This window comes from Enterobacter sp. SCRI0065, assembly GCF_059766475.1.
This window is the reverse complement of record NZ_JCBAJB010000007.1, coordinates 48975-74515: the sequence shown is the minus strand read 5'-3', so window position 1 is coordinate 74515 and position 25541 is coordinate 48975. Positions and strand designations below refer to the sequence as shown.

The window sequence follows — 25541 nt, the reverse complement described above, 5'->3', positions numbered from 1 at the left end:
TAGGATTAACCGGCGTTCGCTTTCACGATGTCGTCGATCAGCTTGTTGACGGGATCAAGGTTAATTTCGCGGGCGTTACTTTCATAAGCCGGATTGGTACGCACCTGATTTGCCAACATTTGACCTTCGCGGTCTGCGGTATCAACGGTCACCAGCGTGGACAACCCAATACGCAGCGGGTGATCGGCAAGCTGTTTCTCGTCGAGCTCAATACGCACGGGTAAACGTTGAACCACTTTGATCCAGTTACCGGTAGCGTTTTGTGCAGGCAGCAGGGAGAACGCGCTGCCGGTTCCCATATCCAGACCAACAACTTTGCCGGTGTATTTTACATCGTCGCCATAAATATCACTCACCACAGTGGCGGTCTGGCCGATGCGCATATGGGCAAGCTGCGTCTCTTTAAAGTTCGCATCCACCCACAGGTTGCTGGCCGGAACCACCGCCATCAACGGCGTAGTTTGGCTAATCTGTGCGCCAGGTTGCACGGAACGGCGGGATACGTAACCGGTCATTGGGCTGACGATTTTGGTACGTTGCAGGGCAAGCCAGGCGTTACGCACTTCGGTCGCAGCCTGTTTTACGGCAGGCTGATCTTCCAGGCTGGAGCCCAGAATCATTGCCTGATTGGCGTTGTACTGTTGAATCGCCACGTCAAGCTGCGCCTGCGCGCTGGCAACCGCATCACGCGAGTGTTGCAACTCTTCACGGCCAATCAGATTGGCGGTGCCGAGCGGTACGCGACGATTAAGATCGCTTTGCGCCTGCGCCAGTGCGGTTTTTTGAACATCGATACTCGCCTGCAATTGCTTGCTGTTGATCATCGACTGACGGGTTTGACGGACGCTGGACGCCAGCTCGGTCTGCGCTTTTTCAAACGCCTGCTGGGCATCGGTCGGATCGAGCGTGACCAGCACGTCCCCTTTTTGCACAAAGTCGGTATTGTCAGCCCAGACTTTCGTCACGCTGCCCGACACCTGCGCCATAATCTGAACCTGGTTCCCTGCCACGTACGCATCATCTGTCTCCTCAACATGACGCAGTACTAAAAACCAATAAATCCCATATGCCACAGCAATAAAAATAAAGAGCAAGGTCAGCACAAGAAGGGCACCTTTACGTTTGCCTTTCTTGTTAGCTGGTTGCTGCGGGAGTGTATTCTCCGCATTTGCGCTCATTGTTGTTCTCCACGATCTTCTTATTTTCACATCGGCTGAGCCGACCTGTTGTCAGAAAGGCCAGCAGTGTTACGTGCTGGCCTGTCAGTTTTCTTATTAAATCTGGATGGTTGAGCGTGTCGTCGCGTTAGCTGAGTGCCTCAAGAATAACGCCTTCTTCATCCATCTTATCCAGACGGGTGAGAAGTTTACGAGTGATTTGCTCAAGCTGGTCGCGCTCGGAAGTGCTCAGTGCAGACCAGAGTTGGTGCAGACAGTTATGCTGAGGTGGAAGCACCCCGCGCAGGAATTCGTGACCTTTGTCGGTCAATTGCAGATGCAAGCAACGGCGATCGTTGTCGCTTTCACGGCGTTCAATCCAGCCGCGTTTTTCCAGCTCATCGGCGATACGGGTCGCATTGGTGCGGGATGAACCCAGCGCGCAACTCAGTTCGGATGGCTGAATGCTGTGATCTTCCTGAGACTCCAGGGTGATTAACGCCATAAACAACGTCTCGTTAATCCCTTGAGCTTTCAGCATCTTATTGCGGTTATCCAGCAGTTTGCCTTGCATGTGCATGCACAAACGAGTCAGCAGGATCTCCTGGTATGGGAAGTCCTCGTAACGACTGGCGCGAAATTTAAGCATTTGTTCAATGGGGGTAAACGAACTATCCATTTGGGTATGACCTCATTAATTACAGTCGATATAGTAACGACAGTGACAAATAATGTAAATGAATTATTTGTGCGGTTATATCCGCTGGGTTGATATCACTGTCAGAAAGTGCCGGGTGAATCCGTAACCCGGTAGGCACAAAAACGGTGGGGTATGAACCCATGAAAGACGGGATGCGGCGACGGGGATTAGCTAACAGGTCTGAACTATTCATACTGGAAGTTAATATGTCACCCACATTAAAATTGATGGAATATATGATTACGCTAACCTTAACAGACTGCGGGGCGGCTTAACACCCTAAGAGACCCCGCAGTAGGGTAAAGGTTAGTTTATTGCTTCCTGACGATGATAACCGCGCCACCAGACCAGCAGATTCAGCACCGCCATCACCGTTCCTGCCAGACACACGCCGCTCCAGCCCGCATGCTGCCACGCCGAGGCGGAAATCAACGAACCCGCCGCGCCGCCGATAAAGTAACTGGTCATGTAGCCTGCGGTCAGGCGGTTACGCGCCTCGGGTTGTACGCGATAGATAACGGTCTGGTTAGTGATATGCACGCCCTGCACGGTGAGGTCTAGCACCAGAATACCGACGATCAACGCCAGCACAGAAACCTGTCCATACCAGACAGCCGCCCAGGAAAGCAGCAATAGCACCAGTCCTGCGCTCGTCGTCAGATGAGATTTACCTTTATCGGCATACCCACCCGCCGGACGCGCACCCAATGCGCCCGCCGCGCCCGCCAGACCAAACAGACCAATCATCCCCTCGGAATAATTAAACGGCGGAGAGGCTAGCAGAAACGCCATTGACGTCCACAAAATGCTGAAATTGGCGAAGGTGAAACAGCCAAGAAGTGCGCGGGTACGTAGCAGTTTATCCTGCGTGAACAGGCTGAAAACCGAACCAAGAAGCTGCGGATAATTTAGGTGGTTTTCCTGTTTTACTTTTGGCAGTCCACGCCACAGCGCCAGCGCCATAAAGACCATTAAAACGGAAGCCACCCAGTAAACGGTACGCCACCCGCCAATGCTTGCCAGCAGTCCGGCCACCGTTCGGGCCAGCAGAATACCCAGCAGCAGGCCGCTCATAATAGTGCCGACCACTTTGCCGCGTTTTTCCGGGGCGGCGAGCGTGGCCGCCAGCGGAACCAGTATTTGTGCCACAACCGAGAACAGTCCGGTCAGCGCGGTGCCCAGGATCATCATTCCCAGTGACTGGCTGGAGGCGGTAATCAGCATCCCGCCTGCGGCAAGCAGCGTCATCACGACAATCAGCCGGCGACGTTCGAACATATCGCCCAAGGGCACCAGGAACAGCAGGCCAGCCGCATAGCCAAGCTGTGCGGCAGTGACGATAAAGCCTGCTGAACTGGCAGAGAGTGAAAACGCGCGTGCGATGGTTTCAAGCAGAGGCTGGGCGTAATAGTTACTGGCAACGGCAAGGCCGGTAGCCACAGACATTAACAGGATCAGTGCCGGGCTAAGCCCTTGAGAAGTTTTCGTCATTAGGTTCTGGAATCATTAGTTGAGTGATTATATTTCCGGAAATCAATAATAACGGATGATTGCGAACGGTGGGGAATTGTTGCGTGGTGGTTTGTGCGGTTTATACCCCTCACCCCAAAGGGGAGAGGGTGAGGGGTAAGGTTGTGTTTTTTACTTCTGCGCAGCCAGCGCCTCTTTCACCCAGCCGTCAAACTGCTGCTGGTGGGCTTTGATCCAGCCGTCAACGTGACCCTGGACATCGGCTTCTGACGATTTGCCTGCATGCATCATGGCGTTCTGTGCGTTGATATCCGCCAGCGGCAGTTTTATCACCGAGAACAGCTTCGCTGCGGCTGGGTTTTTCTCAGCCCAGACTTTGTTGGCAACGATGTGCATGGTGTTCACCGGGAAACCATAGTTCATGCCGTTTGGCAGCTTGGTGTCGATATCTTTCTGCTCGCCCGGAAGCGAGGAGAACGGCACCTGCAACCACACCACGTCTTTGCCAGGCTTCATCACATCGCTCACCCAGTACGGTGTCCAGGTGTAATAGATAATCGGCTTGCCTTCTTTGAAGCGCGCGATGGTATCCGCCATCATGGCCGAGTAATTCCCGTGGCTCACGTCGACGGTTTTTTCCAGATCAAACGCTTTGTTCTGATGATTAATTACCGCTTCACAACCCCAGCCTGGCGAGCAGCCCATCATGTCGGCTTTGCCGTCACCGTTGGTGTCGAACAGTTTAGCGATCTTAGGATCCTTCAACTGCTCAATGTTGGTGATGTGGTACTGGTCGGCGGTTTTTTTGTCGATCAGGTAACCCTGGGCGGCACCGGTCACGAACGTCCCTTCACGGTAGAATTTCTTGTCGCCGCCCGCGGCGGTATACATATCATCATGCAGCGGCTGCCAGTTCACGGCGGTAAACGTCGCATCGCCAGACGCGATGGAGGTATAACCCACGTTGTAATCGACTTCGCTTGGCTTATTCACCGTATAGCCCAGCTTTTCCAGCGCACGGCTGACAATCATCGTCTGGAAAGACTCTTCAGAGATGGTGCTCTGAATAGGTTGTACGGTAATGCCTTTACCCGGCAGTTCAGCGGCGAACGTGCTGGTGGAGACAAGGGTGGCAAACGCTGTGGCAAAAAGTACGGAATGTCGCATCGTTGTTCCTTATTTAATGAAAGGGCGGGTGATTAACCCGACCGGGCCGGTGGTGTACCAGCGACGGTTGCCGCGACTGCGAGAATCGCGACCGACAGCCTGCGTCAGGCGGTCAAGAATGATGGCGAGGATAACAATCCCTACGCCGCCCACGGTGGCAAGCCCCATATCGAGACGGCCAATGCCGCGCAGTACCATCTGGCCAAGCCCGCCAACGGCGATCATCGAGGCGATCACTACCATGGAGAGGGCGAGCATCAGCGTCTGATTAACTCCCGCCATAATGGTGGGCATGGCCAGCGGTAGCTGGACTTTGAACAGCATCTGTCGCGGGCTTGCGCCAAACGAGCGGGATGCTTCGATCAAATCGGCAGGCACCTGATTAATGCCCAGAATTGTCAGACGAATAATCGGCGGCAGGGCGAAGATAATGGTCACCACCACGCCCGGTACGTTGCCGATACCGAACAGCATGACGATAGGGACCAGGTAAACAAACGCCGGGGTGGTTTGCATCGCATCCAACAGTGGCCGAATAATCTTCGCGGCCTTAGGGCTGCGCGCCAGCCAAATCCCCATCGGCAGACCAATCACCACGCAGAACAGCAGGGCGGTCAGCACCAGCGCCAGGGTTATCATCGCCTGTGACCACGCGCCGATAGCGCCAATCAGAATCAGCGAAATAAGCGTCGCGATGCCCATCCCCGCGCTGCCAAACTGCCAGGCGATCAGGGCAAATAGCACGATCGCCACTGGCGCAGGCATACCCAGCATCATCTGCTGGAAGCCATTAAGGATGTAATCCACCGGCACGCGAATGCCCTGGAACACGGGGCGGAAGTGGGTCACCACCCAGTCGATGCCTTCGGTCACCCAGCTATCCAGCGGGATCAGCGTTTTATGGAACGGGTCCATAATATTGAAATGCTCAGGTGCGGGTGCCGGCGCGCTGTTCAGCCAGTCTGCGGCACCGCCGCCGTCTGCCGGTGCCGGCGTTGAGCCCCACGCGTCTGCGGATTGTGCGGCGCTATCCGCCGCCTCTGTGGTTCCCCACGGATTAGATTGATCAGCCATTGTTTGTCCCCTCGCGATCTAAAGCCTGCAGCAGCATGCGTTTTGAAATGATGCCGACGTACTGTTGTTCTTCCCCAATAACCGGTACCGCGCACGGTGCCTGGCCCACGTGAGAAAGCAACTCGCTGAGCGGCGTTTCGGCGTCCACGGCAAGCGGAGCGTCGATTAACGCCGCATCGATTCCCTGATTTTCGCTTAATGCGGTTTTCAGTGAGTCGATGGAGACAATGCCAACATATTTGTTACCGCGTTCAATCACATAGCCGTATTCGCGGTCTTCATCCTGTAACAGCTTCAACGCCGAGCGCGGGCCAAAGCCCGGCGTGCGGCGAATAATGCCGTTCAGCGCACGACGGGCAATATCCTTTGCGCTAAATACCTGGCTAATATCCACGCCACGGAAGAAGGTGCGCACATAATCATTTGCGGGATTATTCAGAATTTCATCCGGCGTACCGACCTGGACCACTTCACCGTTTTGCATAATGGCAATGCGATCGCCAATACGCATGGCTTCATCAAGATCGTGAGAAATAAAGACCACGGTACGCTGATGTTTCGCCTGCAGTTTTACCAGTTCATCCTGCATCTCGGTACGAATTAATGGATCGAGCGCTGAGAAGGCTTCATCCATTAATAAAATATCGGGATTGATGGCTAATGCGCGCGCTAATCCGACACGCTGGCGCATACCGCCAGAGAGTTCATCGGGATAACCGTGGGCATAATTTTCAAGGCCAACCTGACGCAGGGCGTCCAGCGCTTTTTCCTGGCGTTCAACGGCAGGGATTCCCGCTAATTCCATACCGAAGGCGGTATTATCGAGTACCGTCATATGTGGCATTAGCGCGAATGACTGAAAGACCATCGCAATCTTTTTCCTGCGCACTTCACGGAGTTCAGCATCGGATATTTTGGCAATATCTACGCCATCAATCAGTACCTGTCCGCGAGTGGGTTCAATCAGGCGATTGAGAAGGCGAACCATGGTCGATTTACCCGAGCCGGATAATCCCATGATGACGAAAATCTCGCCTTCTTCAATGGCCAGACTGGCGTCTTTAACGCCAAGCGATAGCCCCGTTTTTTCCAGGATTTGTTCTTTCGAAAGTCCTTTTTCGATATATTTGAAAGCACGCTGTGGATGCTCGCCAAATACTTTATAGAGATTCTTAACTTCTAATTTAATTGCCATGCAATAGACTATTTCCTGTTATTTATTTGAGTCGATATGATTACCAGTGGAAATAATTACCAGGCAATACCCTAACATACTGAGAATCTGAGACAACCCTGAGCCCGCTGAGGGCGCGAATTCTGCCGTAAGCGAAACGGCTGAATTTCCCATGAGATAAGGGCTGAGCGCCAGTTGAATTTTTCTGATATTTTTTGTCAATGCATAGCGGAATATCACCTGAATCGGAATAATTCAGGTGAATATGAAGAGATAATGACAGTGTAGTTGCTGGCGAAATAAAAACCGATGCTTTTAGGATTTATAGTAAATTAACGATCGCTATATTACTGATCAAAAATCCCAATCCGCGTCCTCGGTTTCCACCGCTTTTCCCATGACATACGATGACCCAGACCCCGAAAAGAAGTCGTGATTTTCGTCGGCATTCGGTGAAAGCGCCGCCAGAATCGCCGGATTCACTTGCGCCATTTCCGGCGGGAACAGCGCTTCGTAACCGAGGTTCATCAGCGCCTTATTGGCGTTATAGCAAAGGAACGCCTGCACATCCTCTTCCCAGCCCGTTCCGGCATAGAGTTCGGCGGTGTAAGCCAGTTCGTTATCATAAAGATCCATCAGCAAATCGAGCGCAAAACCTTTCAGCTCATCGCGCTTTTCTTCACTGATTTTTTCCAGTCCTTTTTGATATTTATAGCCAATGTAATACCCGTGAACCGCTTCATCGCGAATGATCAGTCGAATCAAATCGGCGGTATTCGTCAGCTTGCCACGGCTCGACCAGTACATCGGCAGCCAGAACCCTGAATAGAAGAGGAACGATTCCAGAAACACGCTGGCGATTTTCTTCTTCAACGGCTCATCGGCGTGATAATACTCCAGCACCAGCTGCGCCTTACGTTGCAGCGATTCTGACTCTTCACTCCATAAATAGGCCGCGTCCACGTCTTTGGTCTGACACAGCGTTGAAAAAATCGAGCTGTAAGACCGGGCGTGTACTGCCTCCATAAAGCTGATATTCGACATCACCGCCTCTTCATGCGGCGTCAGTGCATCGGCCATCAGCGCCGGTGCGCCTACGGTATTCTGGATCGTGTCCAGCAGAGTTAACCCGGTAAAGACGCGGATTGTCAGCTGCTGCTCGGCGTGGCTCAGCGTTTGCCACGCCGGGATATCATTCGACAGCGGCACTTTTTCAGGCAGCCAAAAGTTGCTGGTCAGGCGGTTCCAGACCTCCAGATCTTTATCGTCCTGAATCTTGTTCCAGTTAACGGCGCTGACTCGCGACAGTTTCATTCTTGCTCCTTACAGCGCGCAGGACACGCAGCCTTCGATTTCGGTGCCTTCCAGCGCAAGCTGGCGCAGGCGAATGTAATACAGCGTCTTAATGCCTTTTTTCCAGGCGTAAATCTGCGCCCTGTTGATATCGCGCGTGGTGGCGGTATCGGGGAAAAACAGCGTCAAAGACAACCCTTGATCCACATGCTTTGTGGCCTCAGCGTAGGTATCGATGATTTTCTCAGGCCCGATTTCATACGCATCCTGATACATCGCCAGGTTCTCGTTGGTCATAAACGGGGCAGGGTAGTAAACGCGGCCGGTTTTGCCTTCCTTGCGGATTTCGATTTTCGAGACGATCGGGTGAATGCTCGACGTCGCGTGATTAATGTAGGAGATCGATCCGGTCGGCGGCACCGCCTGCAGATTCTGGTTATAGATGCCGTAGCGCATCACGTCGTCGCACAGCTGCTGCCACATCTCAAACGTCGGCAACCTAATACCGGCACGGGCAAACAGCGCGCGCACCTTCTCGGTTTTGGGTTGCCAGTCGCCTTGCAGATACTGGCTAAAATACTCGCCGCTCGCATAACGAGAATGCTCAAACCCTGCGAATCGCTGGTTGCGCTCACGCGCCAGCATCATCGAGGTGTTCAGCGCGTGCCAGGTAATGGTGTAGAAATAGAGGTTGGTAAAGTCCAGTCCTTCCGCGCTGCCGTACGCGATACCTTCGCGCGCCAGATAGCCGTGCAGGTTCATCTGACCGAGTCCTATGGCGTGCGAGGCGGCGTTACCCGCTTCAATCGACGGCACGCTGCGGATATGGCTCATATCAGACACCGCCGTTAGCCCGCGGATCGCGGTTTCCACCGTGCGGCCAAAATCGGGCGAATCCATGGTGTGGGCAATATTCAGCGAGCCCAGGTTGCAGGAGATATCTTTCCCGGTATCGGCATAATCCAGGTTTTCGTCATAGGTCGACGCGCTGTTGACCTGCAAAATCTCCGAGCACAGGTTACTCATGTTGATGCGCCCGGCGATCGGGTTGACGCGGTTCACCGTGTCTTCATACATGATGTACGGATAGCCGGATTCAAACTGGATCTCGGCCAGAGTCTGGAAGAAATCGCGGGCGCTGATGTACTTTTTACGCACGCGATCGTCGGCGACCAGTTCATCGTACAACTCGCTGATGGCCACATCGCCAAAAGGTTTTCCGTAAAGGCGCTCGATATCATAAGGTGAGAACAACGCCATTTGTGCGTTTTCTTTCGCAAGCTGGAAGGTGATATCCGGGATGACTACGCCGAGCGACAGCGTTTTGATGCGAATTTTTTCATCGGCATTTTCGCGCTTGGTATCAAGAAAACGCAGGATATCCGGGTGATGCGCATGGAGATACACCGCGCCCGCGCCCTGACGAGCGCCAAGCTGGTTCGCGTAGGAAAACGCATCTTCCAGCATTTTCATCACCGGGATCACCCCCGAAGACTGGTTCTCTATACGCTTGATCGGCGCGCCGGACTCGCGCAGATTCGAAAGCAAAAACGCCACGCCGCCGCCGCGTTTTGATAATTGCAGGGCAGAGTTCACCGCGCGACCAATCGACTCCATATTGTCTTCAATACGCAGCAGGAAGCAGGAAACCAGCTCGCCACGCTGCGCTTTACCGCAGTTCAGAAACGTGGGCGTCGCAGGCTGAAAACGGGCGGAGAGCATCTCATCCGTCAGCCGCTGCGCCAGATTTTCATCGCCCTGCGCCAGGGTCAATGCCACCATGCAAACCCGGTCTTCAAAGCTCTCGAGATAGCGTTTGCCGTCGAAGGTTTTTAGCGTGTAGCTGGTGTAATACTTCCACGCGCCGAGGAAGGTTTTGAAACGAAAACCGCTGGCATGTGCCTGTTCAAATAGCGTCACAATAAAATCGCGATCGTAGCGAGCCAGCACGCGCTCTTCGTAATACCCTTCCTTTACGAGGGTGTCGAGGCGTTCATTTTGGCTGGCAAAGGTCAGGGTATTGGGGCGCACATGGGTCGCGAAAAAAGCGTCCACTGCCTCGCTGTCTTTACCAAACTGGATACGCCCCTCGCTGTCGTACAGGTTGAGCATGGCGTTAAGCGCATGATAGTCCATCGATCCCTGAATCACGCGTTCTGCGGTTGTCGTTGCCAAAATTCGTTCACTCCTTTACGCACGTTTTCTACGTCCTGCTGTGTCCCCATCAGTTCGAAGCGATAGAGATACGGCACGCCGCACTTTTGAGAAATAACATCCCCGGCCCGGCAAAAAGCTTCGCCAAAGTTGCGATTGCCTGCTGCGATCACCCCGCGAATCAGCGCGCGATTGTGCGGGTCGTTAAGAAAGCGGATGGCCTGACGCGGCACCGCACCTGCCGTTCCGCCGCCGCCATAGCTGGGGACCACCAGAACATAAGGTTCGTCTACCTGAATACGCTCGCGCTCGTTAAGTGGAATGCGCACGGCGGGCAGCCCAACGCGCTCGATAAAGCGGAGCGTGTTCTCCGAGCTGCTGGAAAAGTAGACGAGCGTACTCACGCGCTGGCGGCCTGAGCATGCAGACGGTTAATCATGTCCGGGCGAAAGCCAGACCAGCGGGTTTCCCCGGCGAACACGACCGGCAGTTGTCGGAAGCCTTGTTCTCGCAGCGTGTCGGCGGCATCGGGAACCAGATCCACATTCACCATCTCAAAGGCCACGCCGCGACTTTCCATTGCGCGTTTCGTGGCGTGGCATTGTACGCAGTTGTTACGAGTGTAAATAATAATGCTCATGATTCGTATTTCCATTTAGAATGAGAGTACGACGCGAGTCGGCGCGTCAAATTGTGGGTGTTAAGCTAAAAGGAATACTAGATGTAGTTGATAAAAGTTTCAACCATACAACATATGGGAATTTGTGCGGAGTGTGGCTATGCTGACGAATGCCTTGCGGAGGAGCACGCTGTACGGGGTTTCTGGTGATTGACTGCCCAAAAAAATAAAACCCCCGCTCGCAGAAGCGAACGAGGGTCACATAACAGCGCGTGGGGGATTATTTACGCAGGGTCAGTAGCGCCCCGACAAAAATACCCACGGCGGCAACAGTACCAACAGCACACCAGGGTTTTTCACGGATGAAGGTGTTAGCACAGCCGATAGCATCACAGGCTGCTTGCGAAGTACGCGAGCGACCGTTCATTCTGGCGCGGGTTTCACGTAGCAAAGACTGAGCCTTACGTCTGGCGACATCCGCCTCATCCTTCGCATCAGAACCCCAGGACTTCAGTACCTCTTCAAGCGTGTCGGCTAATTGGCTGACATCATTACGAATATCCAGGGCGTCGTCATTAATATCGTTTCGGTTCGGTCTGTTAAACATACGATCCTCCATAATTTGTGTTCACATTCAGTTTAGCCCAGGATTTTAATATCTGAAGCTCATTGCGACATATCGTGGCGTTTATGGATTTATCTGAAAGCGTTGCCAATACTGAATACGGTAAGGTTGCCGCCGCAGGAAAAGATAACGAGGAAAGAATATGTATTTACGACCCGATGAGGTGGCGCGCGTTCTTGAAAAAGCGGGATTTACCATGGATGCCGTGACGCAAAAAGCCTATGGCTATCGCCGAGGTGAGAATTATGTTTATGTAAACCGCGAAGCGAGAATGGGGCGCACCGCGCTGATTATTCACCCCACGCTTAAAGACAGAAGTTTGCCGTATGCCGATCCTGCAACCGATATTAAAACCTGCGATCACTACCAGGAATTTCCGCTCTATTTAGCGGGTGAAAACCATCAACATTACGGAATACCGCACGGTTTCAGCTCTCGCATGGCGCTTGAACGTTTTCTGACGGGCTTGTTCGGCGAACCGCAACCGCAATAAACAGGCGACTGGCGGCGGCCAGTCGCGTTGCATTACGCTTTGGCCTGGCCGTAAGCGCTGACTTTAAACAGGCGGCGGCAGTAATCAAGAAAGTAGCCGTATACCACTCCCATCAACATCGATACCACTATATTTGAACTGACCGCGGCGGCAATCTGATGCCAGTCCGCACCCACGGTCAGCAAAATCGCCACGTATACCGGGGACTGAAACGTCACGTAAGCCAGCACATCAGCGAGGCTTTTGAGCCAGCCTGACGGGCTAACACGACGCGCCACGCGCATCACGGCATCGCGGTAAAAGCCATAAGGCCAGGCAATCAGAATATTGACCGGAATCGCCACCAGACGAGAAGAAAGGGACTGCTCGAAAGACATTCCTGACAGGAAAATCTCGATCAGCATGTTCACAACAGAACAGTAAACCACCATCGCAAAAGTGTCTGCCACCGCGTGACGCAGGCGAGACTGTGGTGAGAACATGTCCAAACTCCTTGAGAAAAACACAATATAGTCGGTTTGCCCGCTGCTTCTAGTGCATTAGGTTGGTTTATTTGACGTGTATAGGGTATATCTCTGGTTTGAAGCGCGCAATGAGTGATAAATTTTTATTTAATGGCGTTTTGTCCATAAAACTCTCTAAAGGTGAGTGTTTTCTGTGCGCTTCGTTATTTTCTGTTTCATGATAGTTAATGTGCTTTTAAATCAATGTATTGGGCTGATTGGTTGGCTGCTCACCAGTGTTAGTGCGAATAGTGGCGGGTGGTACTTCTTTTATATATTACGGCAAGGCTCTTTTAGGAATTGATTGAGATGGCGCAATGGTAAAAATCTATGAATGTAAATAACGTTAACGATATTTAATTAAATATATCATCAATATCCTCAATAAATGTCTGGAAGGAATGGCGCTGGATATTTAAAGTAAAGTGGATTACCATAATGCATTAATGATTTTTTCATCCACTCTAAAAGGTCTTCAGTAATATGTCTTCAATGTTACAAAATCTTAATAATATCCGTACCCTTCGCGCCATGGCGCGTGATTTTTCCGTTGAAGTGCTTGAAGAAATGCTGGAAAAATTCAGAATCGTTACTGAAGAAAAACGTAATGAGCAGGGTGAATTGCAGCAGCAACAAGCCGAACAGCAGGAGAAAATTACTGCACTGCTGGAGCGTATGAAAGCTGACGGTATTTCTCCGGAAGACCTGTTAGGCAAAGATGTTCTTAAAGGCACCAGCCAGGCGCAAAAACGTAAAGCACGTGAAGCAAAATATCGTTTTACTGACGTGAACGGCGAAGAAAAAACCTGGACCGGTCAGGGTCGTACGCCAAAGCCAATCGCCAACGCGCTGGCCAATGGCAAAACACTGGACGATTTCTTGATCTAAGAGTTATATCGCCGGGCGGTATTGCTCCGCCCGGAATATCAGCAAACGCCGAAATCGCCGTCTTCTTTATACAGCGTCACGTCCGCTGCCTTTAGCGTGAACTTCTCTCCCTGCTCATTACCCGCCTGCACCGCGACGATTTGATCGTCATGCACTTCAATAACTTTCAGCTTTGGGCCGCCCATACGCGGTTGCACAAGATCGCCAACAGAAAACATAGTTACCTCCTCGTTGTGGTTTACTTAACCTTATCCCACGCACCGTGATGGGTACAGTTGTTATGCGCCCGTACTCCTTAATCGCCAGGTAAAGCCGATGTAAAGAGGGTAAAAGCGCGTAAAAGCGCACGAGGGGAATGGCGTAGCGCGCTAAACTCGCTACGCTTAGAGATAAATCTCTTTTTTTACAATTACCTGTTTAGCTTGCATGGAGAATGTATGGGTTTCTGGCGTGTGGTTTTCACGATTATTTTACCGCCTTTGGGCGTGCTGCTCGGTAAAGGTTTTGGCTGGGCGTTTATCCTCAATATTGTCCTGACGCTTCTGGGTTATATCCCTGGTCTGATTCACGCCTTCTGGGTGCAAACGCGTAACTAATCGCATCAGGTCCGCCACAATAAATCATCGTAAATTCCGGTTAATATTCCCGCTGGGCCAAACTGCTGTTTGATCCAGCGGGTAACCTGACCGGTCGCCGCATGCTGTGTTGCCAGCAGCATGCGGGAATCCTGGCGCGGATTATTAATCCGGCGCGTCACCAGTAATCCCTCTGTCACCGCTTCTCGGGCCATATGTTCGGGTAAAAAGCCAATGCCTTCGCCTAAAATCTGACACTGACATTTGGTGTTAAAATCGGGTACCAGAATTGCCTCCTGACCGTGTAACAACCATCCCACTTTTTTATTAATGGTATGCGCTGTGTCCTCGACCATGATATTGGGATAAAGGCGAAGCTGACTTTCGGCGATAGGTTCCGGTGTAAAGGCCAGGGGATGTTCAGGGGCAATTGCAAATACCCAACGAACGGCCCCAATTTCCGTGTAATCAATACCGCCGCCATCCAGCAAGGTGTCTGGTGCGCCAATCGCAATATTGGCCTGGTTGTTAATGATCGAATCCCAGACGCCGTTATACACCTCTGTCGTCACCGTAATCTGACAGGTAGGAAATTGCTTTTTCAGCACCTGAAGCAGCCGCGCCGTGTGGCGTGGCGTATATAAAAGCTGATTAATGCAAATCCGCACCCGCGCTTCGATCCCCTGCGAAATGGTATCAATCCCGCGCTTAATGGCATAAAAGTCGTTCAGCAAATCGGTGGCCTTACGATAAAAGTAAGATCCTGATTCGGTAAGCTCAATGCTGCGTGTATTACGCACAAACAGCACCACGTCGAGCCCGGTTTCCATCCGCTTGATGGTGTAGCTGATGGCGGACGTCGTCACCCCAAGCTCGGCGGCGGCTTTGCTAAAACTGCCAAAGCGTGCCGCCGTGGTGAACGCCAGAAGGTTCTCTTCAGTAAAGATAGAATTCATATCACCGCTCCAGGTAGCCATCAGTTTTGAACATATTTTAACAACGCGGCTACAACTCATTTGAAGCCGGTCACAGTTCTGATATTTTGCTGAGAGCCGCGATATTCAAGGCTTCGTAAGCCATAAGCATAATGCAGGTTGGGGCGTTAAAAAGCGGTAAAACATAAGAAAAAGGTTGCACAGACGCACGTTTTGACCGAACTGTTGAATTTACATCAACAATGAATTGACTGTCGATGAATCATTTTTAAGCGGATTCTTTTATGGATCGGCTGTTGCTATTCTCAAGTCATCAGTAATGGAAACATCAGGAGTTTGAATATGTCTGAACATGCACTCGTCACTGAATTTCTGCTGGCGGCAGAACAGGGCAACGCCGAGGCGTTGGCGGCCTGTCTGGAGAAAGGCGTCGATATCAACGTCACCAATCGTCAAAAAAGAACCGCCATTATTATTGCCAGCCTGAATAAGCATTATCCGTGCGTTGAATTACTCATTTCCGCCGGAGCGGATATTGATAAGCAGGATCAAACCTGTTTTAACCCTTTCCTGATTAGCTGCCTGACTAACGATCTCACCCTGCTGCGCATTGTATTGCCTGCCAATCCGGATCTCGATCGTCTGTCCCGATTTGGCGGCGTTGGTATTACGCCAGCCAGCGAAAAAGGTCACGTGGAGATTGTGCGCGAGCTGCTGACGCGCACGGACATCAACGTCAACCACACCAATTTCGTCGGCTGGACGCCGCTTTTGGAGGCCATCGTCTTAAACGACGGCGGCGCAAAACAGCAGGAGATCGTCAAGCTGCTGCTCGACCACGGCGCGAATCCGCACATGACTGACAAATACGGCAAATCACCGCTCGAACTGGCGCGCGAAAAAGACTACCACCCGATCGCCGACCTTCTGCTGGCCGCAGGCGCGTAATACTTTCGGCAAGCCGCATCGGGCTTGCCTGATATAAAAAATATCCCTTTTACCATCATGCCTTAAACATGATGACAGCCCCCTTTTGCCCGCATTCGGGAGGAAATAATGCCCATTAAAATCGTCATAAAGAAAAATACCTATTTTGATTCTGTTTCGCTTATGTCCGTTTCGACAAAGGCCAATAAATTACCCGGCGTTGAACAGGCGTTTGTGGCCATGGCGACCGAAATGAACAAAGGCGTGCTGAAAAATCTCGGCTTATTAACGCCGGAATTGCAGGAAGCCAAAAATGGCGACCTGATGATAGTGATTAAAGGCGAGGCCGCCAGTGACGAAACCCTGGCGGCAATCGAAGCCTTGTTCACTCGCAAAGCGCACGCGGGCTCACACGAATCGCGCTACGCCACTCTGGCCAGCGCCAAAACGCATCGTCCCGACAGCAACCTGGCGGTTATCTCGGTCAACGGCACCTTTGCTGCCCGCGAAGCCCGTCAGGCGCTGGAAAACGATCTCAATGTGATGCTCTTTTCCGACAACGTTTCGCTGGAAGATGAGCTGGCACTCAAGCAGCTGGCGCACAAAAAAGGGCTACTGATGATGGGGCCGGACTGCGGCACCGCCATCATTAACGGCGCGGCGCTGTGCTTTGGCAACGCGGTCCGTCGTGGGCCGATTGGCATTGTCGGCGCGTCCGGGACCGGCAGCCAGGAGCTGAGCGCACGTATTCACGAGTTCGGCGGCGGTATCTCCCAGCTTATTGGCACCGGTGGGCGCGATCTCAGCGAGAAAATCGGCGGCCTGATGATGCTCGATGCCATCGACATGCTTGAAGCCGACGACGCCACCGAGGTCATTGTGCTGATCTCCAAACCGCCCGCGCCGTCTGTGGCTGAAAAAGTGCTGGCCCGTGCGCGCACCTGCCGTAAACCGGTCGTGGTCTGCTTCCTGGGTCGCAACGAACCGCCTGCTGACGAAGACGGCCTGCGTTTCGCCCGCGCCACCAAAGAAGCCGCGCTGAAAGCGGTACTTCTTACCGGCATCAAAAAAGAGTCGCTTGATCTGCATCCGCTTAACTGGCCGCTGATCGAAGAGGTCCGCGCTCGCCTGACGCCGCAGCAGAAGTACATCCGCGGCCTGTTCTGCGGTGGCACGCTGTGCGACGAAGCGATGTTCGCGGCGCTGGAAAAATTCGATGACGTTTACAGCAACATTCAGCCAGACCCTACGAAACGGTTGGCCGACATTAACGTCAGCCAGGCCCACACCTTCCTCGACTTTGGCGATGACGATTTCACCAATGGCAAACCGCACCCGATGATCGACCCGACCAATCGCATCAGCCGTCTGCTGCAAGAGGCGCGCGATCCTGAGGTGGGCGTGATTGTGATGGATTTCGTGCTCGGCTTCGGCTCGCATGAAGACCCGGTCGGCGTGATGATCGACGCCATTAAAGAGGCGCAGGCGATTGCAAAGGCAGACAACCGTCCGCTGGAAATTCTCGGCTACGTGCTGGGCACCGATCTCGATACCCCGTCGCTCGCGCAGCAGTGTCAGTTGCTCACCGATGCGGGCGTTATCTGGGCCAGCAGCAGTACCAATACCGGATTACTGGCGCGTGAATTCGTCTGCAAAGGAGAGAAAGCCTGATGAAAACCTTATTTAACCAGCCGCTAAACGTCATTAACGTCGGCATCGCCATGTTCAGCGACGATTTGAAAAAGCAGCACGTTCCGGTCACCCAACTGGACTGGACCCCGCCGGGGCAGGGCAACATGCAGGTGGTCGACGCGCTGGACCAGCTGGCGTTAGCGCCGCTGGCAGAGAAAATTGCCGCCGCTAACAAAATAGCACTGGAGCGCATTATTCAGTCTCATCCGGTGCTGGTGGGCTATGACCAGGCCATCAACGTGGTGCCAGGCATGACGCGCACCACCATTCTGCATGCTGGCCCACCGGTCGCTTGGGAAAACATGTGCGGGGCAATGAAGGGGGCGGTAACCGGTGCGCTGGTGTTCGAAGGGCTGGCGAACGATCTGGATGAGGCCGACAGGCTGGCGGCATCCGGCAAAATCACCTTCTCGCCGTGTCACGAGCACGACTGCGTGGGGTCGATGGCAGGCGTCACGTCCGCCTCGATGTTTATGCATATCGTCGAAAACAAAACCTACGGCAACCGCGCCTTCACCAACCTCAGCGAGCAGATGGCGAAGATCCTGCGCATGGGGGCCAACGACCAGAGCGTGATCGACCGTCTGAACTGGATGCGCGATGTGCTCGGCCCGATGCTGCGCGACGCCATGAAGATTATCGGTGAAATCGACCTGCGCCTGATGCTGGCGCAAGCGCTGCACATGGGCGACGAATGCCACAACCGCAACAATGCAGGCACCACGCTGCTGATTCAGGCGCTGACGCCGGGATTGATTCAGGCGGGCTATCCGGTTGAGCAGCAGCGCCAGGTATTTGAGTTTGTCGCCAGCAGCGACTACTTCTCCGGCCCGACGTGGATGGCGATGTGCAAAGCCGCGCTGGACGCTGCCCACGGCATTGAGTACAGCACCGTCGTCACCACCATGGCGCGCAACGGCTACGAATTTGGCCTGCGCATTTCCGGCCTGCCGGGGCAGTGGTTCACCGGCCCGGCGCAGCAGGTGATTGGCCCGATGTTTGCAGGCTACAAGCCGGAAGATTCAGGTCTGGATATCGGCGACAGCGCGATCACTGAAACCTATGGCATCGGCGGTTTTGCGATGGCGACGGCTCCGGCGATCGTGGCGCTGGTGGGCGGCACGGTGGATGAAGCCATCGACTTCTCGCGTCAGATGCGCGAAATCACCCTCGGCGAAAACCCTAACGTCACCATCCCGCTGCTGTCGTTTATGGGCATCCCGTCGGCCATTGATATCACCAAAGTGGTGGGCAGCGGCATTTTGCCGGTGATCAATACCGCCATTGCCCATAAGGACGCGGGTATCGGCATGATTGGGGCGGGCATCGTTCACCCGCCGTTTAGCTGTTTTGAAAAGGCGCTGTTGACCTTCCGCGATCGCTACTTCCTATAAGGTAAGCATCCATGAAAAGCATGAAACTGGAGTGGAAAAGAGGTGACTGGGCGGCGTACTTCGGGTTGATGACTAATAACCTGACCAACCTGCTGACCATGATGGGGCTGCTTATTTTTGTCGTCGGCATCCCGAAAGAGATTGTGTATGGACGTATTGCGCCGGCCTTCGGGCTGGCGGTGCTGGTGGCGAGCGTATGCTACACCTGGTTTGGCCTGCAAATGGCGCGTCAGACCGGGCGTAGCGACGTCACCGCGCTGCCGTCTGGCCCTAGCGCGCCGTCGATATTTACGGTGACCTTCCTGGTGCTGATGCCGGTGTATCAGCAAACCGGCGACGCCGACTTTGCCATCCAGATTGGCCTGGTGTGGTGCTTTGTTGAAGCGATGATCCTGGCGGGCGGCTCGTTCCTCGGCGAAACCATCCGCAAGATGATCCCGCGTACCGTGCTGTTGTCGTGCCTGTCAGGTCTTGGCCTGCTGCTGCTGGCGATGAACCCGATGCTACAGGCGTTCGAAGCGCCAACCGTATCGTTCATCGTGCTGCTACTGATCTTTATCAACTGGTTCGGTAAGAAACCGATCTTCGCCCGCATTCCCACCGGTTTACTGCTGCTGATTGCCGGTACGGCGCTGGCGTGGATCTCCGGTCTGCAAAGCCCGGAAGCGATTAAGGCGTCGATGTCGTCGTTCGGCTTTAACCCGCCGGAAGTCCACGTTGACAGCTTTATGCAGGGCCTGCCGCACGCGCTGCCGTATCTGGCCTCAGCGGTACCGCTGGGTCTTGCGAACTACATCTTTGACCTCGAAAACATCGAAAGCGCCCACGCGGCGGGCGATCCCTACCCGACGCGCAAGGTGATGTTAGCGAACGGCCTGGCATCAATGCTCGGCTGCCTGATGGGCAACCCTTTCCCGGTGACGGTTTACGTCGGCCACGCGGGCTGGAAGGCGATGGGTGCCAGCATCGGATATACGCTGGCCTCCGGCGTCACGATGTTCATCGTGCCGCTGTTTGGGCTGGGGGCATTTATGCTCGCCATCATTCCGATGACCGCCATCGTGCCGATTCTGGTGTTTATCGGCGTCGTCACCGCCAATCAGGTGGTGAGGGAAACGCCCAAAGTGGAGGTCCCCGTCATCTTTATCTGCCTGTTCCCGTGGATCGCCAACTGGGCGCTCACCATGATGAACAGCGTGATGGGGGCGGCGGGGACCAACGCGGCGAAAATTGGCACCGACGTGCTGCACAGCAAAGGGATTTATTACGAAGGGTTGATGCATCTGGGCAACGGTGCACCGCTCGCCAGCATGCTCTGGGGCTGTATCGCGATTTTCGCCATTAACAATAAACCGCTGCGCGGGGCGATTGCCGCCGCCGTCGGTGCGCTGCTGGCCCTGTTCGGCGTGATCCACGCCCCAGTAGTGGGGTTCGCGGAAGGCAGCTCGCTGACGTTTGTTACGGCCTACCTGATGATGAGCGGCATGTTTGTGATGAAGCACGTTCTCGATAGCCGTGAAGTGGCACGTGCGGGAACTGACGGCTCTATCCTCAAGGAATACACATGAAAGATCTCATGGTCGTCGCCATCGGCGGCAACAGCATTATCAAAGACAACGCCAGTCAGTCGATTGAACATCAGTCGCAGGCGGTCAAAGCGGTCGCGGAATCGGTACTGGAAATGCTGGCCTCCGATTATGACATCGTCCTGACCCACGGCAACGGCCCGCAGGTGGGGCTGGATCTGCGTCGGGCAGAGATCGCCCACGAGCGCGAAGGGCTGCCGCTAACCCCGCTCGCCAACTGTGTGGCGGATACCCAGGGCGGGATCGGCTATCTGATCCAACAGGCGCTGAACAACCGCCTGGCCGCGCGCGGCGAACAAAAGGCGGTCACGGTGGTCACCCAGGTTGAGGTGGATAAAAACGATCCTGGCTTTACCCATCCCACCAAGCCGATCGGTGCGTTCTTTAGTGACGTTCAGCGTGATGACCTACAACGTGCCCACCCTGACTGGCATTTTGTTGAAGACTCAGGCCGGGGCTACCGCCGCGTGGTGGCCTCACCCCAGCCGCTGCGCATTGTCGAGGCGGACGCGATCAAAACGCTGACCCAAAAAGGCTTTGTGGTGATCGGCGCGGGCGGCGGGGGAATTCCGGTGATCCGCTCAGAAAACGGCGATTATCAGAGCGTAGATGCGGTGATTGATAAAGATCTCTCCACCGCACTGCTGGCACGTGAGATCCACGCTGACGTGCTGGTGATCACCACCGGCGTTGAGAAAGTGTGCGTCAACTTTGGCAAGCCGAACCAGCTGGCGCTGGACACGGTGAACGTGGCGCAGATGACGCGCTACAAGGAGGAGGGGCATTTCCCGGCGGGCAGCATGTTGCCCAAAATCGTTGCCTCACTGGAGTTTCTTCGCCATGGCGGCAAACGGGTCATCATTACCTCGCCAGACTGCCTGCCTGCGGCACTGCGCGGTGAAACCGGCACCCACATCGTGAACGCATAATAATAAGGAAGATAAGATGAAAGAGAATAAAAGCCGCCGGGAGTTTATTAGCCAGAGCGGCAAAATGGTCACCGCCTGCGCGCTGTTTGGTGCGACCGGTTCCGTCGCGTATGCTGCTGATTCCGCAAAGCCAACCTGCGAGACGGGCAAATCGATGAACATCACCGCAAAACACTACTATCTGGATAACGTTCTGCTGGAAGCAGGCTTCCAGTTTGATAATAACGTGGCCACTAGCACCCGCACCGAGCTGAAAACGCTGGAGATCAACGACGGTAAAATCGTCGCGCTGGGTGATAATAAAGCCCACGCCGACGCCACGCTGCCCCATTACGACGCGGGCGGCAAGCTGATGCTGCCGGCGATGCGCGACATGCACATCCATCTGGATAAAACGTTTTACGGCGGCCCGTGGCGCTCGCTCAACCGCCCGGCAGGCACCACGATTCAGGATATGATCCGCCTGGAACATAAGCTGTTGCCTGAGCTGCAACCCTACACGCAGGCGCGCGCGGAGGCGCTTATCGACCTGATTCAGTCGAAAGGATCCACGATCGCGCGCAGCCACTGCAATATTGAACCGACCTCCGGCCTGAAGAATCTGGAAAATTTGCAGGCGGTGCTGGCGCGCCGCAAGGCGGGATTTGACTGCGAGATCGTGGCGTTCCCGCAGCACGGCCTGCTGCTATCGAAATCCGAACCGCTGATGCGTGAAGCGATGCAAGCCGGGGCGCACTACGTCGGCGGGTTAGACCCCACCAACGTTGACGCGGCGATGGAAAAATCTCTGGATACGATGTTCCAGATTGCGCTGGATTACGACAAGGGCGTGGATATTCACCTGCACGAAACCAGCCCGGCGGGCGTGGCGGCGGTGAATTATATGGTCGAAACCGTCGAGAAAACGCCGGAGCTGAAGGGCAAGCTCACCATCAGCCACGGCTTTGCGCTGGCGATGCTCAACGAACAGCAGGTCGATGAGATCGCCACCCGCATGGCCGCGCAACGTATCACCATCGCCTCCACCGTGCCGATTGGCACGATGCACATGCCGCTCAAGCAGCTGCGCGACAAGGGCGTGTTTGTGATGACGGGCACCGACAGCGTGATCGACCACTGGTCGCCATACGGTCTGGGCGACATGCTGGAAAAAGCCAACCTGTATGCCCAGCTCTATATCCGTCCAAACGAACAAACCCTTTCCCGCTCGCTGGGGATCGCCACCGGCGACGTGCTGCCATTGAATGATAAAGGCGAGCGCGTCTGGCCGAAAGCGCAGGACGAGGCCAGCTTTGTGCTGGTGGATGCCTCTTGCTCCGCCGAAGCCGTGGCGCGTATCTCGCCGCGCACTGCCACGTTCCATAAGGGGAATCTGGTTTGGGGTACGGTGGGCTGACAGGTTTTTTCCCTCTCGCCGGACCGTACATGGGGAGAGGGTGAGGGGAACATACGGCTGCGGAGGTCATTCCGTTCACTTTATGTTCCTTGCTTCTCTTTAACGACAATACTCGTGAACGTGCCATGGCGGCTCAATCGCCGCCGCCCTGGCAACCCGGGCTCCCGGCAAGAAAATCGCCGCTTCGCGGTACCCTCGTCTTATGACTTACGACTATCGGGTACGGGCGCTGTAACGTCCCTGTAAATGCGCCCTCGCCGCGCATCCATGCGCGTCGCCCCGGCCTTCAGTCAACAACTCGGCGATTTACAGCCGGACCAGGTCATTGCTGTAGGTCTGATATTTGGATGGCGACATTGTCATGGCGATGGAACCAAAAATTACTGGGGATCCTTCAGCCTTTGAGGAGCGCGCAGGGTGAGGGGTATACTCTTAAGCACATTCTTATAGAGGGATCGGTAATGGCGCAAAATATCTACGATAACCCGGCCTTTTTCGAAGGCTATGCGCAGCTTCCACGTTCGGTGCAAGGGCTGGACGGTGCGCCGGAGTGGCCCGTGCTGAAGGCCATGCTGCCGGATCTGACCGGTAAATCGGTGATTGATTTAGGTTGCGGCTACGGCTGGTTTTGCCGCAGCGCGCGCGAGCTGGGGGCGGCGCGGGTGACGGGCGTGGACATCTCCGAGAAAATGCTCGCGCGTGCCAGCGAACTGACGGACGATCCGGCGATTGACTATCAGCGCAGCGATCTGGAGTCTTTGGCGCTTGCGCAAAGCAGCCTCGATCTGGTTTACAGTTCGTTGGCGCTGCATTACCTGCCTGAACTCGACACGCTTTTTGGCAACATCGAGCGTGCGCTTAAGCCCGGTGGGAGCCTGGTCTTTTCGATGGAACATCCCATCTACACCTGCGCGTCGCGTCAGGGCTGGCTCACCGACGATAACGGCGAGCGCTTCTGGGGCGTGAATCAGTATCAGGACGAGGGCAAGCGGATCAGCAACTGGCTGGCGGACGGGGTGGTGAAATATCACCGCACGCTCGGCACCACGCTTAACGCGCTGATCAAAGCCGGGCTGACCCTTCAGGAAGTCAATGAATGGGGACCAACGCAGGCGCAGATTGACGCCTGGCCTGCGCTTGCCGAAGAGGCTGAGCGTCCGATGCTGGTGCTCATCTCCGCTCGTAAGGCTTAATAACCCACCTTGTAGACCCGCCCAGTTTGCACACCCTCGACGCTGCGGCGATAGGCCAGCGCGACGGTGGCGGCGGGGACGCTTTCAAAGCCCGGGAAGAATCCGTCGTAGGCAACGGCGGATTCGGTCAGCACCGTGGGGCTAACCAGATTGATGCGTATCCCGCGCGACAGTTCACAGGCGGCGGCGCGGACAAACCCTTCCAGCGCGGCGTTGACCGTGGTGGCATTCACGCCCTGTGCTATCGGCTCGTGAGCCACGATGCCGCTTATCAAGGTAATCGATCCCCCTTCATTCAGGTAGTGCTGTCCGGTCAGCGCCAGACGCACCTGACCCAGCAGTTTGTCCTGCAATCCCTGGTTGAAGTCGCTGTCCTTCATGGTTGCCAGCGGGCCAAAGTGAAGGCTACCGCTTGCGGAGACAATCGCATCGACCGGCCCAATTTTTTCGAACAGCGCCTGAACGCTCTCCTGCGAGGTGATGTCAACGCGTTCATCACCCTGCGTGCGACCCACGCGGATCACCTCATGATGACGGCTTAGCTCTTTGGTCACTGCGCGGCCGACCGTACCGCTGGCACCGATAATAACGATTTTCATAGCAGACTCCTTCAGGTTGTGAGTCTTCATTCTTTAATAAATCGAAAGTCGGATAAACTGGGCTAAAGTTAGAAGATTGCTAATCAGGGGTTTGCAATATGGATAAGCTTCGCGGCATGGAGACCTTTATCGCCGTGGTCGAATGCGGCAGTTTTACCGCTGCGGCGATGCGACTGGAGATGTCCGCTGTGATGGTGGGCAAGTACATTGCGCTGCTGGAAACTCAGTTAGGCACGCGCCTGCTGGAGCGCAATACCCGCCGCCAAAGCCTGACCGATGCTGGCCGCGTATTCTTCGAAGAGGCGAAGCGGGTGCTGGAGCAGGTTTCGATTGCGGAAAGCGCAGTGGAGAGGCTGCGCGCGACGCCTGCCGGGACGCTGCGGGTCAGCGCGCCGACCTCATTTGGCGGCTGCGTAATCGCCCCGCTGACGGCGACTTTTTTACGGCGCTATCCGGACGTTCGCGTCGAGCTGGATCTCACCAACCGAAGGGTGGACCTGGTGGATGAGGGCGTCGATCTGGCGATCCGCATTGGTGATATTCACAATGACTACCTGGTGGCGAAATATCTCTGCCCGTACCGGATGGTGATCTGCGCCTCACCGGACTATTTAGCGCATCACGGCACGCCGCTTACGCCTGCCGACCTTGTTGATCACCTTTGCCTGTCGCACACCGTCTGGACCGCGCGCAACGAATGGCGTCTGCCTGGCGTGGAAGGGGAGGTGCGCTGGAAGCGTGATGCGATTTTGCGCTGTAACGACGGCTACGGATTACGCATGGCGGCGATGGGCGGTGCGGGATTATTGCTCCAGCCCGAAGTGCTGGTGGCAGAGGCGTTGGCTGATGGAAGATTAGTGCGCGTGCTGGAAAACTTTACGCCTGAACTCAGGCCGGTACATTTGCTCTGGCGGCAGGATTTGCGTCCGTTGCCGAAGCTGACTGAGTTTGTGGCGCATATATTGAAGGGGGTTCCTTCAATCCTCTCTCCTTTTTAG

Annotated in this window: 26 protein-coding genes; 11 read left to right on the top strand and 15 right to left on the bottom strand. The window is 54.7% G+C overall.

The features are described from left to right. Window positions 1-5: 5 nt before the first annotated feature. The 11 genes from emrA to AC6EMZ_RS17460 all read right to left on the bottom strand — a co-directional run bounded on the left by emrA (window position 6) and on the right by AC6EMZ_RS17460 (window position 11415). Window positions 6-1178 carry a multidrug efflux MFS transporter periplasmic adaptor subunit EmrA gene (gene emrA, locus AC6EMZ_RS17510; RefSeq protein WP_498404047.1) on the bottom strand — a complete coding sequence of 391 codons (1173 nt, stop codon included), beginning with the start codon at window positions 1176-1178 and terminating at the stop codon, window positions 6-8. A gap of 127 nt (window positions 1179-1305) precedes the next feature. Then, a complete protein-coding gene (mprA, locus tag AC6EMZ_RS17505) occupies window positions 1306-1836 on the bottom strand; it encodes a transcriptional repressor MprA (RefSeq protein WP_498404046.1) in 531 nt (176 codons plus the stop codon). Window positions 1837-2163: 327 nt separating this feature from the next. Continuing rightward, window positions 2164-3348, bottom strand: coding sequence for an MFS transporter (locus tag AC6EMZ_RS17500; protein ID WP_498404045.1), 1185 nt, complete (start codon window positions 3346-3348; stop codon window positions 2164-2166). A gap of 150 nt (window positions 3349-3498) precedes the next feature. Then, window positions 3499-4494: a glycine betaine/L-proline ABC transporter substrate-binding protein ProX gene (proX, locus tag AC6EMZ_RS17495; protein WP_498404044.1), complete on the bottom strand. Its 996-nt coding sequence runs from the start codon at window positions 4492-4494 to the stop codon at window positions 3499-3501. A 9-nt stretch (window positions 4495-4503) separates the two neighbouring features. Next, on the bottom strand, window positions 4504-5568 hold the full coding sequence (gene proW, locus AC6EMZ_RS17490) for a glycine betaine/L-proline ABC transporter permease ProW (protein WP_498404043.1): 1065 nt from the start codon (window positions 5566-5568) through the stop codon (window positions 4504-4506). Next, on the bottom strand, window positions 5561-6763 hold the full coding sequence (gene proV / locus AC6EMZ_RS17485; protein ID WP_498404042.1) for a glycine betaine/L-proline ABC transporter ATP-binding protein ProV: 1203 nt from the start codon (window positions 6761-6763) through the stop codon (window positions 5561-5563). Before proV ends, proW begins: the two co-directional genes overlap by 8 nt. A 333-nt stretch (window positions 6764-7096) precedes the next feature. Then, the gene (nrdF, locus tag AC6EMZ_RS17480) at window positions 7097-8056 is read right to left on the bottom strand and encodes a class 1b ribonucleoside-diphosphate reductase subunit beta (RefSeq protein WP_498404041.1); all 960 of its coding nucleotides are present in this window, start codon (window positions 8054-8056) and stop codon (window positions 7097-7099) included. 9 nt (window positions 8057-8065) lie between these two features. Continuing rightward, window positions 8066-10210 (bottom strand): class 1b ribonucleoside-diphosphate reductase subunit alpha, encoded by a 2145-nt coding sequence (gene nrdE, locus AC6EMZ_RS17475; protein ID WP_498404040.1) that lies wholly within the window; start codon window positions 10208-10210, stop codon window positions 8066-8068. Beyond that, the gene (gene nrdI, locus AC6EMZ_RS17470; RefSeq protein WP_498404039.1) at window positions 10183-10593 is read right to left on the bottom strand and encodes a class Ib ribonucleoside-diphosphate reductase assembly flavoprotein NrdI; all 411 of its coding nucleotides are present in this window, start codon (window positions 10591-10593) and stop codon (window positions 10183-10185) included. Before nrdI ends, nrdE begins: the two co-directional genes overlap by 28 nt. Next, window positions 10590-10844: a glutaredoxin-like protein NrdH gene (gene nrdH, locus AC6EMZ_RS17465; protein ID WP_498404038.1), complete on the bottom strand. Its 255-nt coding sequence runs from the start codon at window positions 10842-10844 to the stop codon at window positions 10590-10592. The genes nrdI and nrdH overlap by 4 nt, the downstream gene beginning before the upstream one ends. A 244-nt stretch (window positions 10845-11088) precedes the next feature. Next, window positions 11089-11415, bottom strand: coding sequence for an ElaB/YgaM/YqjD family protein (locus tag AC6EMZ_RS17460; protein WP_498404037.1), 327 nt, complete (start codon window positions 11413-11415; stop codon window positions 11089-11091). 160 nt (window positions 11416-11575) lie between these two features. Between AC6EMZ_RS17460 and AC6EMZ_RS17455 the strand changes: the two genes are divergently transcribed. Beyond that, entirely contained in the window at window positions 11576-11926 is a 351-nt protein-coding gene (locus tag AC6EMZ_RS17455) for a DUF2002 family protein (protein ID WP_498404036.1), read from the top strand. Window positions 11927-11958: 32 nt separating this feature from the next. On the opposite strand, the gene alaE is transcribed toward AC6EMZ_RS17455, so the two are convergent. Continuing rightward, a complete protein-coding gene (gene alaE, locus AC6EMZ_RS17450; protein WP_498404035.1) occupies window positions 11959-12408 on the bottom strand; it encodes an L-alanine exporter AlaE in 450 nt (149 codons plus the stop codon). Between the two features lie 504 nt (window positions 12409-12912). Between alaE and stpA the strand changes: the two genes are divergently transcribed. Then, window positions 12913-13317 (top strand): DNA-binding protein StpA, encoded by a 405-nt coding sequence (gene stpA / locus AC6EMZ_RS17445; RefSeq protein ID WP_498404034.1) that lies wholly within the window; start codon window positions 12913-12915, stop codon window positions 13315-13317. A 38-nt stretch (window positions 13318-13355) separates the two neighbouring features. On the opposite strand, the gene AC6EMZ_RS17440 is transcribed toward stpA, so the two are convergent. Beyond that, window positions 13356-13535 carry a GDFGVC terminal motif YodC-like protein gene (locus AC6EMZ_RS17440; protein ID WP_498404033.1) on the bottom strand — a complete coding sequence of 60 codons (180 nt, stop codon included), beginning with the start codon at window positions 13533-13535 and terminating at the stop codon, window positions 13356-13358. A gap of 219 nt (window positions 13536-13754) precedes the next feature. Here AC6EMZ_RS17440 and AC6EMZ_RS17435 point away from each other — a divergent pair, with 219 nt between their 5' ends. After that, the gene (locus tag AC6EMZ_RS17435; protein ID WP_012907256.1) at window positions 13755-13913 is read left to right on the top strand and encodes a YqaE/Pmp3 family membrane protein; all 159 of its coding nucleotides are present in this window, start codon (window positions 13755-13757) and stop codon (window positions 13911-13913) included. 5 nt (window positions 13914-13918) lie between these two features. On the opposite strand, the gene AC6EMZ_RS17430 is transcribed toward AC6EMZ_RS17435, so the two are convergent. Continuing rightward, window positions 13919-14848 (bottom strand): LysR substrate-binding domain-containing protein, encoded by a 930-nt coding sequence (locus tag AC6EMZ_RS17430; protein WP_498404032.1) that lies wholly within the window; start codon window positions 14846-14848, stop codon window positions 13919-13921. Between the two features lie 321 nt (window positions 14849-15169). Here AC6EMZ_RS17430 and AC6EMZ_RS17425 point away from each other — a divergent pair, with 321 nt between their 5' ends. From AC6EMZ_RS17425 to AC6EMZ_RS17395, 7 genes are all read left to right on the top strand, one after another. Then, entirely contained in the window at window positions 15170-15775 is a 606-nt protein-coding gene (locus AC6EMZ_RS17425; protein WP_498404031.1) for an ankyrin repeat domain-containing protein, read from the top strand. A 108-nt stretch (window positions 15776-15883) separates the two neighbouring features. Then, complete coding sequence (gene fdrA, locus AC6EMZ_RS17420; protein ID WP_498404030.1) at window positions 15884-17425, top strand: acyl-CoA synthetase FdrA; 1542 nt, start codon at window positions 15884-15886, stop codon at window positions 17423-17425. Beyond that, window positions 17425-18840, top strand: a complete 1416-nt coding sequence (locus AC6EMZ_RS17415; protein ID WP_498404029.1) for a YlbE family protein — start codon at window positions 17425-17427, stop codon at window positions 18838-18840. Before fdrA ends, AC6EMZ_RS17415 begins: the two co-directional genes overlap by 1 nt. A gap of 11 nt (window positions 18841-18851) precedes the next feature. After that, window positions 18852-20408, top strand: a complete 1557-nt coding sequence (locus tag AC6EMZ_RS17410) for a xanthine permease (RefSeq protein ID WP_498404028.1) — start codon at window positions 18852-18854, stop codon at window positions 20406-20408. Beyond that, a complete protein-coding gene (locus AC6EMZ_RS17405) occupies window positions 20405-21355 on the top strand; it encodes a carbamate kinase family protein (protein ID WP_498404027.1) in 951 nt (316 codons plus the stop codon). The genes AC6EMZ_RS17410 and AC6EMZ_RS17405 overlap by 4 nt, the downstream gene beginning before the upstream one ends. A gap of 16 nt (window positions 21356-21371) precedes the next feature. After that, window positions 21372-22751: an amidohydrolase family protein gene (locus tag AC6EMZ_RS17400; RefSeq protein WP_498404026.1), complete on the top strand. Its 1380-nt coding sequence runs from the start codon at window positions 21372-21374 to the stop codon at window positions 22749-22751. 461 nt (window positions 22752-23212) lie between these two features. Continuing rightward, window positions 23213-23944 (top strand): class I SAM-dependent methyltransferase, encoded by a 732-nt coding sequence (locus AC6EMZ_RS17395; RefSeq protein WP_498404025.1) that lies wholly within the window; start codon window positions 23213-23215, stop codon window positions 23942-23944. Here AC6EMZ_RS17395 and AC6EMZ_RS17390 read toward each other — a convergent pair. Then, window positions 23941-24543 carry a short chain dehydrogenase gene (locus tag AC6EMZ_RS17390; protein WP_498404024.1) on the bottom strand — a complete coding sequence of 201 codons (603 nt, stop codon included), beginning with the start codon at window positions 24541-24543 and terminating at the stop codon, window positions 23941-23943. The genes AC6EMZ_RS17395 and AC6EMZ_RS17390 overlap by 4 nt on opposite strands. Window positions 24544-24641: 98 nt before the next feature. On the opposite strand from AC6EMZ_RS17390, the gene AC6EMZ_RS17385 reads away from it, so the two are divergent. Then, window positions 24642-25541 (top strand): LysR substrate-binding domain-containing protein, encoded by a 900-nt coding sequence (locus AC6EMZ_RS17385; RefSeq protein WP_498404023.1) that lies wholly within the window; start codon window positions 24642-24644, stop codon window positions 25539-25541.

What these genes read in the sequence shown, in the direction of transcription:
- emrA (WP_498404047.1), bottom strand. Translation starts at nt 1,178, where the DNA reads ATGAGCGCAAATGCGGAGAATACACTCCCGCAGCAACCAGCTAACAAG.
- mprA (WP_498404046.1), bottom strand. Translation starts at nt 1,836, where the DNA reads ATGGATAGTTCGTTTACCCCCATTGAACAAATGCTTAAATTTCGCGCC.
- AC6EMZ_RS17500 (WP_498404045.1), bottom strand. Translation starts at nt 3,348, where the DNA reads ATGACGAAAACTTCTCAAGGGCTTAGCCCGGCACTGATCCTGTTAATG.
- proX (WP_498404044.1), bottom strand. Translation starts at nt 4,494, where the DNA reads ATGCGACATTCCGTACTTTTTGCCACAGCGTTTGCCACCCTTGTCTCC.
- proW (WP_498404043.1), bottom strand. Translation starts at nt 5,568, where the DNA reads ATGGCTGATCAATCTAATCCGTGGGGAACCACAGAGGCGGCGGATAGC.
- proV (WP_498404042.1), bottom strand. Translation starts at nt 6,763, where the DNA reads ATGGCAATTAAATTAGAAGTTAAGAATCTCTATAAAGTATTTGGCGAG.
- nrdF (WP_498404041.1), bottom strand. Translation starts at nt 8,056, where the DNA reads ATGAAACTGTCGCGAGTCAGCGCCGTTAACTGGAACAAGATTCAGGAC.
- nrdH (WP_498404038.1), bottom strand. Translation starts at nt 10,844, where the DNA reads ATGGAAATACGAATCATGAGCATTATTATTTACACTCGTAACAACTGC.
- AC6EMZ_RS17460 (WP_498404037.1), bottom strand. Translation starts at nt 11,415, where the DNA reads ATGTTTAACAGACCGAACCGAAACGATATTAATGACGACGCCCTGGAT.
- AC6EMZ_RS17455 (WP_498404036.1), top strand. Translation starts at nt 11,576, where the DNA reads ATGTATTTACGACCCGATGAGGTGGCGCGCGTTCTTGAAAAAGCGGGA.
- alaE (WP_498404035.1), bottom strand. Translation starts at nt 12,408, where the DNA reads ATGTTCTCACCACAGTCTCGCCTGCGTCACGCGGTGGCAGACACTTTT.
- stpA (WP_498404034.1), top strand. Translation starts at nt 12,913, where the DNA reads ATGTCTTCAATGTTACAAAATCTTAATAATATCCGTACCCTTCGCGCC.
- AC6EMZ_RS17440 (WP_498404033.1), bottom strand. Translation starts at nt 13,535, where the DNA reads ATGTTTTCTGTTGGCGATCTTGTGCAACCGCGTATGGGCGGCCCAAAG.
- AC6EMZ_RS17435 (WP_012907256.1), top strand. Translation starts at nt 13,755, where the DNA reads ATGGGTTTCTGGCGTGTGGTTTTCACGATTATTTTACCGCCTTTGGGC.
- AC6EMZ_RS17430 (WP_498404032.1), bottom strand. Translation starts at nt 14,848, where the DNA reads ATGAATTCTATCTTTACTGAAGAGAACCTTCTGGCGTTCACCACGGCG.
- AC6EMZ_RS17425 (WP_498404031.1), top strand. Translation starts at nt 15,170, where the DNA reads ATGTCTGAACATGCACTCGTCACTGAATTTCTGCTGGCGGCAGAACAG.
- fdrA (WP_498404030.1), top strand. Translation starts at nt 15,884, where the DNA reads ATGCCCATTAAAATCGTCATAAAGAAAAATACCTATTTTGATTCTGTT.
- AC6EMZ_RS17415 (WP_498404029.1), top strand. Translation starts at nt 17,425, where the DNA reads ATGAAAACCTTATTTAACCAGCCGCTAAACGTCATTAACGTCGGCATC.
- AC6EMZ_RS17410 (WP_498404028.1), top strand. Translation starts at nt 18,852, where the DNA reads ATGAAAAGCATGAAACTGGAGTGGAAAAGAGGTGACTGGGCGGCGTAC.
- AC6EMZ_RS17405 (WP_498404027.1), top strand. Translation starts at nt 20,405, where the DNA reads ATGAAAGATCTCATGGTCGTCGCCATCGGCGGCAACAGCATTATCAAA.
- AC6EMZ_RS17400 (WP_498404026.1), top strand. Translation starts at nt 21,372, where the DNA reads ATGAAAGAGAATAAAAGCCGCCGGGAGTTTATTAGCCAGAGCGGCAAA.
- AC6EMZ_RS17395 (WP_498404025.1), top strand. Translation starts at nt 23,213, where the DNA reads ATGGCGCAAAATATCTACGATAACCCGGCCTTTTTCGAAGGCTATGCG.
- AC6EMZ_RS17390 (WP_498404024.1), bottom strand. Translation starts at nt 24,543, where the DNA reads ATGAAAATCGTTATTATCGGTGCCAGCGGTACGGTCGGCCGCGCAGTG.
- AC6EMZ_RS17385 (WP_498404023.1), top strand. Translation starts at nt 24,642, where the DNA reads ATGGATAAGCTTCGCGGCATGGAGACCTTTATCGCCGTGGTCGAATGC.